8 protein-coding genes are annotated in these 15168 nt (G+C 69.4%); 5 read left to right on the forward strand and 3 right to left on the reverse strand.

Going from position 1 to position 15168, the window contains the following annotated elements; genetic code table 11:
* Window positions 1-35 precede the first annotated feature (35 nt).
* Entirely contained in the window at window positions 36-1565 is a 1530-nt protein-coding gene (locus NQO67_RS37900; protein ID WP_255955032.1) for a helix-turn-helix domain-containing protein, read from the reverse strand.
* A gap of 436 nt (window positions 1566-2001) precedes the next feature.
* Here NQO67_RS37900 and NQO67_RS37905 point away from each other — a divergent pair, with 436 nt between their 5' ends.
* The 5 genes from NQO67_RS37905 (at window position 2002) to NQO67_RS37925 (ending at window position 9884) form a co-directional block, all read left to right on the forward strand.
* Window positions 2002-3153: a hypothetical protein gene (locus NQO67_RS37905; protein ID WP_255955033.1), complete on the forward strand. Its 1152-nt coding sequence runs from the start codon at window positions 2002-2004 to the stop codon at window positions 3151-3153.
* Window positions 3154-3470: 317 nt separating this feature from the next.
* Window positions 3471-6185: an aconitate hydratase AcnA gene (gene acnA / locus NQO67_RS37910; RefSeq protein ID WP_255955034.1), complete on the forward strand. Its 2715-nt coding sequence runs from the start codon at window positions 3471-3473 to the stop codon at window positions 6183-6185.
* A 349-nt stretch (window positions 6186-6534) separates the two neighbouring features.
* The gene (locus NQO67_RS37915) at window positions 6535-6804 is read left to right on the forward strand and encodes a hypothetical protein (protein WP_255955035.1); all 270 of its coding nucleotides are present in this window, start codon (window positions 6535-6537) and stop codon (window positions 6802-6804) included.
* The gene (locus tag NQO67_RS37920; protein WP_255955036.1) at window positions 6797-7459 is read left to right on the forward strand and encodes a DUF6879 family protein; all 663 of its coding nucleotides are present in this window, start codon (window positions 6797-6799) and stop codon (window positions 7457-7459) included. Before NQO67_RS37915 ends, NQO67_RS37920 begins: the two co-directional genes overlap by 8 nt.
* A gap of 76 nt (window positions 7460-7535) precedes the next feature.
* A complete protein-coding gene (locus NQO67_RS37925; RefSeq protein WP_255955037.1) occupies window positions 7536-9884 on the forward strand; it encodes an ATP-binding protein in 2349 nt (782 codons plus the stop codon).
* Window positions 9885-9971: 87 nt separating this feature from the next.
* Here NQO67_RS37925 and NQO67_RS37930 read toward each other — a convergent pair whose 3' ends face one another.
* Window positions 9972-11408, reverse strand: coding sequence for an endonuclease/exonuclease/phosphatase family protein (locus NQO67_RS37930; RefSeq protein WP_255955038.1), 1437 nt, complete (start codon window positions 11406-11408; stop codon window positions 9972-9974).
* 172 nt (window positions 11409-11580) lie between these two features.
* The gene (locus tag NQO67_RS37935; RefSeq protein ID WP_255955039.1) at window positions 11581-14970 is read right to left on the reverse strand and encodes a GH92 family glycosyl hydrolase; all 3390 of its coding nucleotides are present in this window, start codon (window positions 14968-14970) and stop codon (window positions 11581-11583) included.
* Window positions 14971-15168 lie beyond the last annotated feature (198 nt).

Raw genomic sequence — 15168 nt, forward strand, 5'->3', positions numbered from 1 at the left:
AGGGGGCAGCGGATGTGCCGGTCACGCTGTGCCGGTCAGATGTCCCGGAACGTCTCGATCTGGGCGCCCACCGAGTTCAGGCGCTCCGCCAAGTCCTCGTACCCGCGGTTGATCACGTAGACGTTCCGCAGGACCGAGGTACCGTCGGCGGCCATCATCGCGAGCAGGACGACGACCGCCGGCCGCAGCGCCGGTGGGCACATCATCTCGGCGGCGCGCCACCGGGTCGGGCCCTCGACCAGCACCCGGTGCGGGTCGAGCAGCTGGAGCCGGCCGCCGAGGCGGTTGAGGTCGGTCAGATAGATCGCGCGATTGTCGTAGACCCAGTCGTGGATCAGCGTCTTGCCCTGCGCGGATGCCGCGATGGCCGCGAAGAACGGGACGTTGTCGATGTTCAGGCCGGGGAACGGCATCGGGTGGATCTTGTCTATCGGCGCCTGGAGCTTGGAGGGCCGGACGGTGAGGTCCACCAGCCGGGTGCGGCCGTTGTCGGCCACGTACTCCGCGCCCCGGTCGTGGTCAAGACCCATCTCCTCCAGGACCGCCAGCTCGATCTCCAGGAACTCGATCGGCACCCGGCGCACCGTCAGCTCGGACTCGGTGACCACCGCGGCGGCCACCAGGCTCATCGCCTCGACCGGGTCCTCGGAGGGCGAGTAGTCCACGTCCACGTCGATGGTGGGCACGCCGTGCACGGTGAGCGTGGTGGTGCCGATGCCCTCCACCTTCACGCCCAGGGCCTCCAGGAAGAAGCACAGGTCCTGGACCATGTAGTTGGACGAGGCGTTGCGGATCACGGTGACGCCGTCGTGCCGGGCGGCGGCCAGCAGCGCGTTCTCGGTGACGGTGTCGCCGCGCTCGGTCAGCACGATGGGGCGCCCCGGCGTGACGTCGCGCTGCACGACCGCGTGGTAGAGCCCCTCGGTCGCCGTGATGTCGAGCCCGAAGCGGCGCAGCGCGATCATGTGCGGCTCGACGGTACGGGTGCCGAGGTCGCAGCCGCCGGCGTACGGCAGCTTGAAGTGGTCCATGCGGTGCAGCAGCGGCCCCAGGAACATGATGATCGAGCGGGTGCGCCGCGCGGCCTCGGCGTCGATCGCGTCCATGTCGAGCCGGGCGGTCGGCACGATCTCCAGATCGACGCCGTCGTTGACCCAACGGGTGCGGACCCCGATCGAGTTCAGCACCTCCAGGAGCCGGTAGACCTCTTCGATACGGGCCACCCTGCGCAGTACGGTCCGGCCCTTGTTGAGCAGGCTCGCGCAGAGCAGCGCCACGCAGGCGTTCTTGCTCGTCTTGACGTCGATGGCGCCGGAGAGGCGGCGGCCGCCGACGACGCGCAGGTGCATCGGACCTGCACAGCCTAGGGAGACGATCTCGCTGTCCAGAGCTTCTCCGATCCGCGCGATCATCTCAAGGCTGATGTTTTGGTTCCCGCGCTCGATACGGTTCACGGCGCTCTGGCTGGTGCCGAGTGCCTCGGCAAGATGCGTTTGCGTCCAGCCACGATGCTGACGTGCATCGCGGATGAGCTTGCCGATGCGTACGAGGTAGTCATGTGACATAAGCGCAGGGTATCTCAGATATGAGATGACGCGCATTGAGGGGTGCGCTGGCGGGGCGGGCCGGCACAGCGAAAGGGGGATGGGGGGAGAGGGTTGGCGTGGGGGGTTGGAAGGTGGTGTGGGGGTGACGGGGGTGCGGGCACGGCCGGAACATGCCCGGGTCGCGCGCACCGTACGTCCTTCGACAGTCCGTCGAAAAGCTCCCGCGCGCAACCGAGGTGGAACCGACCGGGTGGTGCTCCTGCCCTTATCCGTTGCCCGCGGGGCCGGCGGTTCAGTCGTCCTGCCGGGCGCTGGTGTGCGGGCGGCACGCGGCGGGCGGGGCCGGCCGGTTTCCGCCAGAGGAAAAACCCTGGTGTCCGGAACCGCGACACCCCCTAGGGTCCGTGTGCTGCCGGCTCCAGTGGGGGGCGGGGGCATCCCAGGGGAGGGACACGTGGGGACACTGGAAAGGCGCACCCTTGCGAGGTGGGGGCGGCGGCGCGCGGCGGTCAGGGCCGGACTGCTGGCCGTGTGCGGTGCCGTCGTCGTGTCGTGTTCGACCGGCACGGACGACGCCGACCCCGAGGCGACCGGCACGGTCAAGGTGCTCCCCGCCGACTACCGCACCACGGAACCGGCCGGCAGCTTCGACTATCCCGGCACCAGGAAGTACCCCGGCGGCTCGGCCGAACTCGTCGGCCCGCACTACGCGATCCGCTTCGACGAGGTGGCCACCGCGACGTCACTGGATCGCGACCATGCCTTCAAGTTCTACGACCCCGACTGGAACCACCCGGAGGACTTCGCGACCATGAAGGCGGCGCCGGGGCACCGTCTCCTGTTCCTGCACGGTGTCGAGCCCCGGCGCAAACCCGCCCTGCCCGAGTACGCGGAGGCCAACGCGACGGCCGAGAAGGTCAAGGCCACCGTGCGGGTGGGGGACGGTGCGGGCCGGGCGATCCCGGGCGGTCTGGGCGGGCTCACGGGGGCTTCCGGGGCGACGCTCGTGATGAGCGTGCCCACCGGCGCCCATCCCGTCCTGTCGGTCGAGGACGCCGGGCGCACCCAGTCCATCGACCTGATCACCGGCAAGCGGGATCCGGACGCGCCTGCGGGCTACTACCCGTTGCGGCACGGCGGCGACTGCAACCTGCGCAGCACCCACCAGACGAACCGGGACGCCCAGCAGCTGGAGGCCGACTGCAAGGGATACACCCTCCAGCCCTACGTCCCGGACGGCGGCTGGGCGCCGAAGGGCAAGGCGTGGCTGTACCTGGAGGGCAGCCTGTACGGCGCGTCGACGGACGTCAGCGGTGCGGCCAAGACCTTCGGCGCCGACCTCGACGCCGGGCGCAGTTTCTCGCTCACCTTCAAGGGCACGACGGTGACCGGACGGGGCTTCGCCGCCACCTCGGGCAAGCCGACCGGCGGCACCGCGGCCGGCACCGTGGACCCCGGGTCCCTCGGCGTCCGGTTCCTGGTCCCCGACGCGTTCCGCTCCGGCACGCTCCACTTCACCCCGCAGGGCACCTTCACCTACGACGGCAAGCGGATCTCCTGGCAGCCCGATGAGCCGACGCCTCCCTTGGACATCCGGCTGAGCTGACCCGCGCACACCGGACGGGACCAGGACGGGCCCGTGGACGTGCCCGGCACCACTGCGGGCGAAACGCGGGGCTCCCTACGCCCCACAGGTCACTCGGGGCCCGCCTGCGCGGCCCTCCCCGCCCCTCCGGACATGCCCGCCCCGGCCCCATGTACTAGAGTTATCTCGACATCGAGATATCTGCCGGGCGCACCGGCCGCCGTTTCGGGTACCGGAGGGGCGGGGGAGCCGTGACGGCACCGCGCGGTGGCGGTCGCACCTGTACGGTGCGACGGCCGCAGGCATGCGCGTACACGTAATACACGAAGGAGACTGTCGTGTCGGCGAACAGCTTCGACGCCCGCAGCACGCTGCGCGTGGGCGACGAGTCGTACGAGATCTTCAGGCTGGACAAGGTGGAGGGCTCCGCGCGCTTGCCCTACAGCCTCAAGGTGCTGCTGGAGAACCTGCTCCGCTGCGAGGATGGCGCGAACATCACCGCGGACCACATCCGGGCGCTCGGCACCTGGGACTCGCAGGCGCAGCCCAGCCAGGAGATCCAGTTCACGCCGGCCCGCGTGATCATGCAGGACTTCACCGGTGTGCCCTGTGTCGTGGACCTGGCCACCATGCGTGAGGCCGTCAAGGAGCTGGGTGGCGACCCCGCAAAGATCAATCCGCTGGCGCCGGCCGAGCTGGTCATCGACCACTCCGTGATCGCCGACAAGTTCGGCACGCCGGACTCCTTCGCGCAGAACGTGGAGCTGGAGTACGGGCGCAACCGTGAGCGCTACCAGTTCCTGCGCTGGGGCCAGACCGCGTTCGACGAGTTCAAGGTCGTCCCGCCCGGCACCGGCATCGTGCACCAGGTCAACATCGAGCACCTGGCCCGTACCGTCATGGTCAGGAACGGCCAGGCCTACCCGGACACCCTGGTCGGCACCGACTCGCACACCACCATGGTCAACGGCCTCGGCGTGCTCGGCTGGGGCGTCGGCGGCATCGAGGCCGAGGCCGCGATGCTCGGCCAGCCGGTGTCGATGCTGATCCCGCGGGTCGTCGGCTTCAAGCTCACCGGTGAGCTCAAGCCCGGCACGACCGCCACCGACCTGGTGCTGACCATCACCGAGATGCTCCGCAAGCACGGTGTGGTCGGCAAGTTCGTCGAGTTCTACGGCGAGGGCGTGGCCGCCACGTCGCTGGCCAACCGCGCCACCATCGGCAACATGTCCCCGGAGTTCGGCTCCACCGCCGCGATCTTCCCAATCGACGACGAGACGCTGAACTACCTGCGGCTGACCGGCCGCAGCGACCAGCAGGTCGCCCTGGTCGAGAGCTACGCCAAGGAGCAGGGCCTCTGGCTGGACCCGGCCGCCGAGCCGGACTTCTCCGAGAAGCTGGAGCTGGACCTGGCCACCGTCGTGCCGTCCATCGCCGGCCCGAAGCGCCCGCAGGACCGGATCGTGCTGGCCACCGCCGCGCAGCAGTTCGCGCAGGACGTGAAGAACTACGTCGCCAATGACGAGGAAGCCGGCAAGGAGTCCTTCCCGGCATCCGACGCGCCCGCCACCACCAACGGCGTGCCGACCCGCCCGACCCCGGTGACCGCCCCCGACGGCACCACCTACGAGCTGGACCACGGCGCCGTCACCGTCGCCGCGATCACCTCCTGCACCAACACCTCCAACCCGTACGTGATGGTGGCCGCCGCCCTCGTCGCCAAGAAGGCCGTCGAGCGTGGCCTGACCCGCAAGCCGTGGGTGAAGACCACCCTCGCCCCCGGCTCGAAGGTCGTCACCGACTACTTCGAGAAGGCGGGCCTGACCCCGTACCTCGACAAGGTCGGCTTCAACCTGGTCGGCTACGGCTGCACCACCTGCATCGGCAACTCGGGCCCGCTGCCCGAGGAGGTCTCCAAGGCGGTCAACGACCACGACCTCGCCGTGACGTCGGTGCTCTCCGGCAACCGCAACTTCGAGGGCCGCATCAACCCCGACGTCAAGATGAACTACCTGGCGTCCCCGCCGCTGGTGGTGGCCTACGCCCTGGCCGGCTCGATGAAGGTCAACATCACCAAGGACCCGCTGGGCACCGACCCGGACGGCAAGCCGGTCTACCTGTCCGACATCTGGCCGACCGAGGCCGAGGTCAACGACGTGGTGGCCGGCGCCATCGGCGAGGACATGTTCAACAAGTCCTACGCCGACGTCTTCGCCGGCGACGCCCAGTGGCAGGCGCTGCCGATCCCGACCGGCAACACCTTCGAGTGGGACGCCGAGTCCACCTACGTCCGCAAGCCCCCGTACTTCGAGGGCATGGCCATGGAGCCGTCCCCGGTCACGGACATCTCGGGCGCCCGGGTGCTGGCCAAGCTGGGCGACTCGGTCACCACCGACCACATCTCCCCGGCCGGCGCCATCAAGGCCGACACCCCGGCGGGCAAGTACCTCACCGAGCACGGCGTCGCCACCCGTGACTTCAACAGCTACGGCTCGCGCCGCGGCAACCACGAGGTCATGATCCGCGGCACCTTCGCCAACATCCGGCTGCGCAACCAGATCGCCCCCGGCACCGAGGGCGGCTACACGCGCGACTTCACGCAGGACGGCGGACCCGTCTCCTTCATCTACGACGCCGCGCAGAGCTACCAGGCCGCGGACGTTCCGCTGGTGGTGCTGGCCGGCAAGGAGTACGGCTCCGGCTCGTCGCGCGACTGGGCCGCCAAGGGCACCGCGCTGCTCGGCGTGCGGGTCGTCATCGCCGAGTCCTTCGAGCGCATCCACCGCTCGAACCTGATCGGCATGGGCGTGCTGCCGCTTCAGTTCCCGCAGGGCGAGACCGCCGAGACCCTCGGCCTGACCGGCGAGGAGACCTTCACGTTCACCGGCATCACCGCCCTGAACGACGGCGCCACCCCCGCCACCGTCAAGGTGACCACCGACACCGGCAAGGAGTTCGACGCGGTCGTGCGCATCGACACCCCCGGCGAGGCGGACTACTACCGCAACGGCGGCATCCTGCAGTACGTGCTGCGCAGCCTGATCACCAAGTGACGGGCCACCAGCACGCCTAGCACACGGACACCGGCACGGACGGGCCGCACTCCCCTGGGGGTGCGGCCCGTCCGCCGTGTGGGCACCGGGGTCGGGCGCGATTCCGGTGCGGAGAGGGACGGGCGGGATGACGGTTGTTCCGGATACCGGGGCACACGAGCCCAGGGATGTGAGGAAACATTTCTTCCGTGGGCCGGGCAATCTCCCCGCCGTGCAGGTGGATATGAATATTGCATATGCCTGTAGTATTTAGGCGTCGGCGTCACGTGGCGCGTCTGAGTCGTTGCTCCGCTTGGTCCAGGCACCTAAAATGCGCTGGAGATCTCATCCACGACGACTGGAGGCGGCCATGGCCCGTGCATGGGAGGCGGATCCGTCCGCGTTATTCGAGCGCCGACTGGGAAAGTCAGCCGCAGAGTTGGGGAATTCCGACGGCCACGACGAATGCCCGGACATCTGGCAGCTTGACAACGGAGATATCGCGGTGATCGGAAGAGACCTCACCACGGCTTATGCGTCACGCCTGCCCCAAGGTGTGGCGATTGGTTGCGATGAGCGACTCGTCGTCATTCCGGGAAATATGCTCAGCGCGGCACGATCGGATATTCCTGATGCTTGATCTGCGCGCACCCACGCTCTCCGTCGACCGGGGCGAGCGGCTCACCCGGGAAGGGTACCGACGCGAATTCCGGGAACGCGACGCCGCGATCAGGAACCGGGACTCCTGGAAGCTGGAGCGGCGCCAGCACTTCGAGGAACTGGGCAACGAAAGTTGGGCGGCGGTACGCCGAGGGGACTGGACCGAAGCGCTTCGGCTCCTCGACACCGAGCAGCGACGGAATGCCCTGACCGAGGTCCACCAGGGCGACGTGCGTCGCCGTACCGTCTTCCATCGGGTACGCGTGGCTCAGAAGCCGCTGACTCCCTACATGCAGTGGGAGCTGAATTCGCAGCGGGTACGCGCAGAATGCGGCGAGCACATTCATGTGGTGAGTGCGGACCAGGTCGCCGAATCGGAGCGCGAAGGGCTCCTGCCCGAAGTGGTCGTGCTCGGTGGCGGCACGCTCTACCACGTGATGTACAGCGAGACGGGCGTTCCGGACGGAGCGATTCGTCATACGGATCCCGAACTCATCGAACGCTGGGAGAACTACATCCGAGCGCTCTACAGAATCGGCGAAGACGTACGCGACTACGTCCGGCGTGAAGTGGCGCAGCTGCCTCCGCCCGAGCAGTGGAACACTGCAACCGACGCGAAGACACGGGTGGAGTAGAGACATCAACGAGCCCACAAACGATCGGAACCAGCCCGGCAGAACCGAAAACGATCTGTCGGGCTCGTCGCACGATGTGGTGCAGGCGGGAAACATCAGTGGAGGAGTCCATTTCCACGGGAAATCCGCGACCGGAGACCGCGGCATCGCCACCCCCACACCGCGACAATTACCCGCCGATATACATGGTTTCGTCAACCGCAGCAGCGAACTCGCCCAGCTGGACGCCGTTCTCGCGGACGGCGACGGCAGCCCACTGGTCATTTCGGTGTTCGTCATAGCCGGAACCGCCGGAGCCGGAAAGACCTCACTGGCCCTGCGGTGGGCGCACCAGGTGCAGAGTCGCTTTCCCGATGGACAGTTGTACGTCAATCTGCGCGGCTACGATCCCGCGGAGCCGGTCACGGCCCAAGAGACCCTCCATCGATTTCTGAACGCACTCGGCGTACCCGCTTCAGCGATTCCCCCGGACCTGGACGCGGCCGCCGCGCTGTACCGGTCCATCCTGGCCGACCGCCGCATCCTCGTCGTGCTGGACAACGCCGCCACGGTGAGCCAGGTCCGGCCCCTGTTGCCCGCCAGCGCGGGAAGCCTGGTCATCGTCACCAGCCGGAGCCGGCTGTCCGGTCTCGCCGTCCGTGACGGGGCACGCCGGCTCACCCTTGGCACGCTGCCCCAACCGGAGGCCGTCGCTCTCCTGCGCGCCGTCACCGCCGGATACCGTCCCGAGGACGACGAAGAACAGCTCACCGAACTCGCAGAGCTCTGCGCCCGGCTTCCCCTGGCCCTGCGCATCGCTGCGGAGCGCGCCGCGGCCCACCCGTATCTCCGGCTGCACGACCTGATCGCCGACCTCCGCGACGAATCCGCACTCTGGGACGCCCTGAGCACGGGAGACGACAAGGAGGCCGAAGCCGTACGGACCGTGTTCGCATGGTCCTATCGAGCGCTGTCCGCGGATGCCGCCCGACTCTTCCGGTTGCTCGGACTGCACCCGGGCCCCCACTTCGGCCTCCACGCCACGGCCGCCCTCGCCGGTCTACCCCCGAACCGCGCACGACAGTTGCTCGACTCCCTCGTCGGTGCGCACCTCGTGGAACAGACCGCCCCGGACCGTTACGAGTTCCACGATCTGCTGCGCGCCTACGCCACCGACCAGGCTCAGCACGAGGAACTGCCCCAGGACCGTGACGCCGCGCTGCACCGCGTACTGAGCTGGTACCTCCACTCCGCTGACGCCGCCCAAGGCTGGATCAACCCGTCGGAGCCCCGGCTACCGCTCGGCGCACCACCCGAAGGCGTGCAGGCCACGCCCTTCGCCGACTACGACGCGGCGGTGGACTGGGCGGAGCGCGATCACGACAACCTGCTCAGGGCGGTGCGCGCCGCGTCCGACGCAGGGCATGTCCGGCTGGCCTGCCAGCTCTGCGAGATCCTCTGGTACGCAGGGTCCCCCTCCGCCCCCGGAGCCGACTGGATTGCGATCAGCGACATCGGCCTGTCCGCGGCCGAGCGCCTGGGGGACCGGGGCGCAGAGAGTCGACTGCTCACCGCCCTGGGCATGAGCTACACCAGAATCAGCCGGCCCACCGACAGCCTCAGGTGCTACCGCAACGCGCTGAGCATCTGCCGTGAGACCGGTGACCGGCTCGAAGAGGCGCACGCGCTCAACCTCATCGGCCTCGTCCATCTCGCCACCCGACGTCTGGCCGAGGCGGCAGACCACTTCCAGCAGGCCATCGACCTCTTCCACGAGCAGGGCTCCGACCGCTGGGAAGCCGGCGCACGATCCAACCTTGCCAGTGCGTACCAGGGCGCCGGCCGCCCCGACGCCGAGGCCGCCATCCGTGCCGCGCTCACCGCGCACCGTGCCCTGGCCAACCAGCGCGGCGAGGGCAACATCCTGCGGGTGCTCGCCGAGTGGCAGGTCGAGCACGGCGAGGTCGAGCAGGCCCTGGTGTCCGCTCAGGCGGCACTCGACCTCGCCCTCGGCCTGCGCGATCAGCGACTGGAGGCCTACTGGCTCCTCACCCTGGGGGACGCCCAGCAGACCGCGGGCCATCTGGAGGATGCCCTCACCTCCTACCACCGCTCCGCCGTGCTCCACCGCCGCCTCGGCAACCGCAACCGCGAGGCCCGGGCCTGGCACGGCACCGGCGAGACCTGCACGCGCATCGGCCGCGCCGAGGAAGCCGTCCACTTCCACCGCCGTGCCGCCACCGTCCACCACGAACTCGGCGACCCCTGGAACGAGGCTTTGGCCCTGGTCGGCCTGGCCGCGGCCCTCGAGGACAAGGACCAGGAGGCGGCACGTCAGGCCTTGTCGCAGGCGGTCCGACTGCTCACCGAAGCAGACTTCCAGGACCCTCGGGCGGTGGGCATGCGGGAGCGGCTCCGTCGCAGTCTGGACGGCAACGGGTCCTGACTACGCCGCCGTGAGCTGCACCTGGCCACCCACTTCCGTGATTTCCTGGGCAAGCTGACGGCCTCCCAGGCCGTCAGCGTTGCCGCACTAGTAGGTCACCGTGGCACTGATCAGCCGATGGTCCGACGCGCTGGAGTCGGTGACGGTGCACGCGTAGGAAGCCGCCTTGGAGCCGAAGACGTAGTCGATCTTCAGGGTGCCGTGGGTCGGGTCCCCGGACCTGGGGGAGTCGGCCGCGGGCTGGTCGCACTCGTGGTAGCTCGCGTAGAGGGCGGTGAGGGTGGAGCGCACGTCGGGATTCTCGATCGTGCTGGAGTCCGGCGGGATGACGTTCAGGTCACCGCCGAAGAGCGGCTCGAACCCGGCCTGTTGAACGCCCTGGATGTCCGCCTGCAAGCTGTCGGCCTGCTTCTTGCGCCAGGTGCCGTCCGGGTCGTCCCAGTTCGCTCCGCCGGAGCTGAAGTGGGTGCCGCAGTAGGCGATGCCCTTGGACGGCACGGTGGCGCACAGCGCCGGTCGCTGCTGCTTGCCGGTGGGCGAGGGCAGCAGGTAGGCGCGGTACCAGGTGTTCTCGTCCGGAACGGCCACCGCGATTCCGAAGGCCCCGCGGTCGACGCCGGCGGTGTCGTTCTGGCAGTTCTTCTGCGCCATGAGACCGCTCGCCCCGCTGACCTCCAGGTAGACGGGCGCGAACCGCACGTCCCAGCCGAGGCCCGTGTCCTGCTCCAACCGCAGTTCGAGCGGCTTGGCCGCCTTTTCGCAGAATTCCTGGAGGAACACCGCCTCCGGGCCGTTCTTCTCGATCTGCGGTGCGATGGTGTCGGTGATCCTGGACGAGGTCGCCTGGTCGAGTGAGCAGCTCCCGTTGTGGTCCGCGCAGACGTTCCAGGAGGTCACGTGGTGGGTGCCGCCGGCCGCACCGCTGGGTGCCGGCGGTGCGGTGGTGGAGCCGGTGCCGCCGGCCTTCTCCAGGGTGATTCGCTCCCAGGACCCGACCGTGTCGGAGCGGGCCCGCAGCAGCCCCTCGTCGTCCCCCGTGAAATTGAACTCGGCGGTGACGTACTTCCCGTTCGCGGCCGACTTGAGGGCATAGCTGCCGTCGCTGCCGGGGACGACCTCGAAGCGTTCCCACGAGCCGGTGGTGGTGCCCCGGGCCCGCAGCATGCCGGCGTGGTCACCGCTGTCGTTGATCTCTGACGACACGTACAGCCCGTTGGCCTGGGACCTGATCGTGACCGTGTCACCGCCGGTGTCCGTGTGCAGCGTGAACTCTTCCGTGCCGCCCGGCGAGGTCGTCCGGGCCCGCAGCTTGCCCGCGTCGTTCCCGGACGCGTCGATCTCGGCTGAGACGTACAGCCCGTTGACCTTGAGCCGCCATTTCTGCCCGGTGGCGGAGAGCGGGGCACCGGCCGCCTGCGCGGGAGCGGACGACGACACGGCGACGACACCGGCGGCGAGCACCGCCAGGACGGTGACCAGGACGAGACGTAACCGGCGCATCCCGAACGGGGTTCTTGAGAGCACGTGGATCCCTTCCGTGTTGATGCGAGCTTGATGCGAGCGCTGTTGAGACGCGAGCACCGTCGATTCGAGCAGGTGGAGAGTGGCGGGGGAGCCGGAGGCTGCGGAGGCGCGGGGGCGCAGACGGTCGGACCTCTCGAACGCCCTCCCCCCACGGGCGCTTCCGCGCGCCGTTTCAGCCCAGCAGTTCCACCTCCGCCAGCGTCCCTTCGCCGCCCCCGCCGATCACCAACCGGTAGTGCGGGTACGAGCCCGGCTTCGGCACCGAGAACACGCGGGTCTGCCGGTCCCACGGGAAGGACTCGCCGTCGCGTCGGTCGACGTCGGTCCAGGTGCTGCCGTCCTGGGACCCCTGGAGGACCCACGACGTCGGCGCCTTCGTGTGGTCGGCGGACGTCAGCGTGTACTGGACGGCGCGGGTGGCCGACGGGACCGGCAGGTCCACGGAGGTCACGGGCGCCGAGGTGTCCGACGTGTCGTCGAAGAGGGGACCGTCCCCCTCGATGGCGTCGGCGCGCGGCGTCGGCACCGTGTCGTCCTGGGCGATGGAGGTGGGCGCCGCGTCCGCTCCGGAGCCCCAGGCTGACGGCTTCGGGCCCATCGTGAAGTCCAGGGTGCCGCCCTTCGCCAGCAGCGCATGCGGCAGAGCGGTCGACGACCAGGGCCTGCCGTTCACCTTCAGGCCCTGCACGTACACGTTGTGCGCGCTGTTCCCGTGGGCGTTGACGACCAGGTCATGGCCGCCGTCCAGGTGCACCGTCGCCTTGGTGAACAGGGGGGAGCCGACGGCGTACTCGCCGCCCCCCATCACCAGCGGGTAGAAGCCGAGCGCGGAGAAGACGTACCAGCCGGACTGCTCACCGTTGTCCTCGTCGCCGTGGTAGCCCTGACCGATCTCGCTGCCGGTGTAGAGCCGGGAGAGCACCTCACGGATCTTCTCCTGCGCCTTCCACGGCTGGCCGGCCGCGTCGTACATGTACGTCACATGGTGCGCCACCTGGTTGGAGTGCCCGTACTGGCCCATCCGGACGTCACGGGCCTCGCGCATCTCGTGGATGACGCCGCCGTACGAGCCGGGGAAGGCGGCCGTCTCCGGGGTGGCGAAGTACGTGTCCAGCTTCTTGGCCAACGCGGGCCGGCCGCCGTAGAGGCTGGCCAGGCCGCGGGAGTCCTGCGGGGCCGTGAACGCGTAGCCCCAGCCGTCCGTCTCGGTGTAGTCGTAGCCCCACACGCGCGGGTCGTACTGCGCCGAGGGCACCCGCCAGTCGCCGTTGGCATCGCGCCCCTGGAAGAAGCCGGCGTCGCGGTCGAAGAGGTGCACGTAGTTCTGGGCGCGGTTCAGGAAGTACGCCGACTCCTCGCGGTACCGGGACTTGCCGGTCTTCTGATAGAGCGCCTGGCCCATCCGCGCGATGCCGTAGTCGTTGACGTAGCCCTCCATGGCCCAGGACAGGCCCTCGCCGGTGTCGGTGCTGGTGTAGCCGAGGAACGGTGAGGTCGTCATGCCCTTGCGGCCCACGCCCGACGACGGCGGGACGACGGTCGCGTTCTTCACCGCGGCCTCGTAGGCGGCCTCCGCGTCGAAGTGCACGCCCTTGACGTAGGCGTCGGCGAACGCGACGTCGGAGGAGGTGCCGGTCATCAGGTCCGCGTAGCCCGGGGACGACCAGCGAGACGTCCAGCCACCGTCCTTGTACTGCTGGACGAAGCCGTCGACCAGCTCACCCGCCCGCTGCGGGGTGAGGAGCGAGTAGGCCGGCCAGGTGGTGCGGTACGTGTCCCAGAAGCCGTTGTTGACGTACGGGCGCCCCTCGACGATCTTCGCGCCGGTGCGGGTGGGGGTGTTCGCGCCGGCCGGCGGCGAGAAGGGGCTGGCGTACTCGTCCTTGCCGTCGACCCGTTCGAAGGCGGAGTTCGGGTACAGGTACAGCCGGTAGAGGTCGGAGTAGAGCGTGGTCAGCTGGTCCTGGCCGGCACCCTCGACCTCGATACGGCCCATCAGGTCGTCCCACTGCCGCTGCGCGGCGCGCTCGACCCGGTCGAAGGGCGTGCCGGTCGGGATCTCCCGGTGCAGATTGGCCCTGGCCTGGTCCGTGCCGATGAGCGAGGTGGCGAGCCGCAGCGTGACCGTGTGGTCGGCGCCGGGCCGCAGCCGCAGATAGCCGGTGTTGTCACCGCCCTCGTCACCCGGCAGGGCCCCGCCGTCCGTGACGGGCGCGTCGAACTCTCCGTAGACGAACAGCCGGGTCGCGCCCGTCGACAGCCCGGACTTGACGTCCGAGTAGCCCGAGACGATGCCGTGGGCGCGGTCCAGCGTGAGTCCGCCCTGGTCGGTGACGTTGTCGAAGATCACGCTCGCCTCGTCGCCGGGATAGGTGAACCGCAGCATCGCCGCATGATCGGTCGGCGTCAGCTCAGCCCGCAGACCGTTCACGAAGGTCACCCCGTAGTAGTACGGGCGGGCCGTCTCGTCCTCGTGCCGGAAGGCGAGCGCGCGGCCCGTCCGGGACGCGTCCGGGGTGCCCTTCGCCACCGAGGGCATCACCTGGAAGGTCTGCCGGTCACCCATCCACGGGCTCGGCTCATGGCTGGCGCTGAACGCCTGGACGGTGGGCAGGTTGTCCGCGTTGTTGCCGCGCGCGTACTCGTACAGCCAGCTCAGTGACGAAGCGTCGGTCACCGGCGTCCAGAAGTTGAAGCCGTTCGGCACGGCGGTGGCCGGGAAGTTGTTGCCGCGTGAGAAGTCACCGCTGGAGTTGGTGCCGCGGGTGGTGACCGCGTAGTCCGACAGGTGCGCCTTCGGCGGCTCGGGGCGGTGCGGCTGGAGCGTGATGTCGTCGACCCAGCCGTGGAACGCCGCGGGGCCCCGGGGCGAGTCGTAGGCGACGAGGATCCGGTCGACCGTCTTCCCGGCGGCGACGGCTCCGATGTCGGCGGCAACGGCGTTCCACTCGTTGACGTACAACGACTTGGCCGTGCCCTGCCCACGCGGACTCAGGCGGAAGCCGTGCTGGTCGACGGCGCCCGACTCGCTCAGGTAGGTGCCGTCCGTGAAGGCCAGGTCCACCGACGCCCAAGTGGCGTCGTAGTCCCGCACATCCTCCGCCATCGCCGGAAACAGCTCGTACGACAGCCGGGTGTCCTTCCGCACGGCCACGTCGACGTCGAAAACCTTGGTGGTGGCGTACGCCCGGCCGGCCGAGCGGTGCGTGCCGCCGTAGTACAGGGCGTGTCCGCCCCTGAAGCCGGCGTTCGTCTTGGCGGTGGGGGAGGAGGTCGGACCGGTGTCCAGGGCGGACTGCGCACCGTCGACGCCCGACGCCTTGGGCGTGCCGTCAGGCAGCGTCTCCAGCGTATCGGTCCAGTCCGGCGCCGGATCACCGTCCTCGAACGACGAACGGAACTCGCCGGCACCGCCCGGACCGTCCACCGCCCGGCCCGCCCCGGCGAGCGCGGCCTGCGGCGTCCACGCGACGAGCAGCCCCGCCGCCACACACCCGGCGACCACAGCCATGGCCCTGCTGCCGACTCTGCGCCGAACGCGCCACAACGGTGTGCGTGACATACGGAACCCCTCCTTGCGATCCGACCTCGCGGTTCGGGTCCCGGGCCGGACACCGTTTCATCACATCGCTGGACAAGCAGGTTCAGTAGTGCGGCAAGTGAACGGCGATGTCAAGGCGTCAGCGGAGATGTCCGGTAGGGCGGGGGCGAGTCAGGTCCGGACGGGGGTATGTGACGGACGGGAAACGGAGCGAGCGAG

The sequence above is a fragment of the Streptomyces odontomachi genome (assembly GCF_024435355.1).
Taxonomy (GTDB): Bacteria; Actinomycetota; Actinomycetes; order Streptomycetales; family Streptomycetaceae; genus Streptomyces; species Streptomyces odontomachi.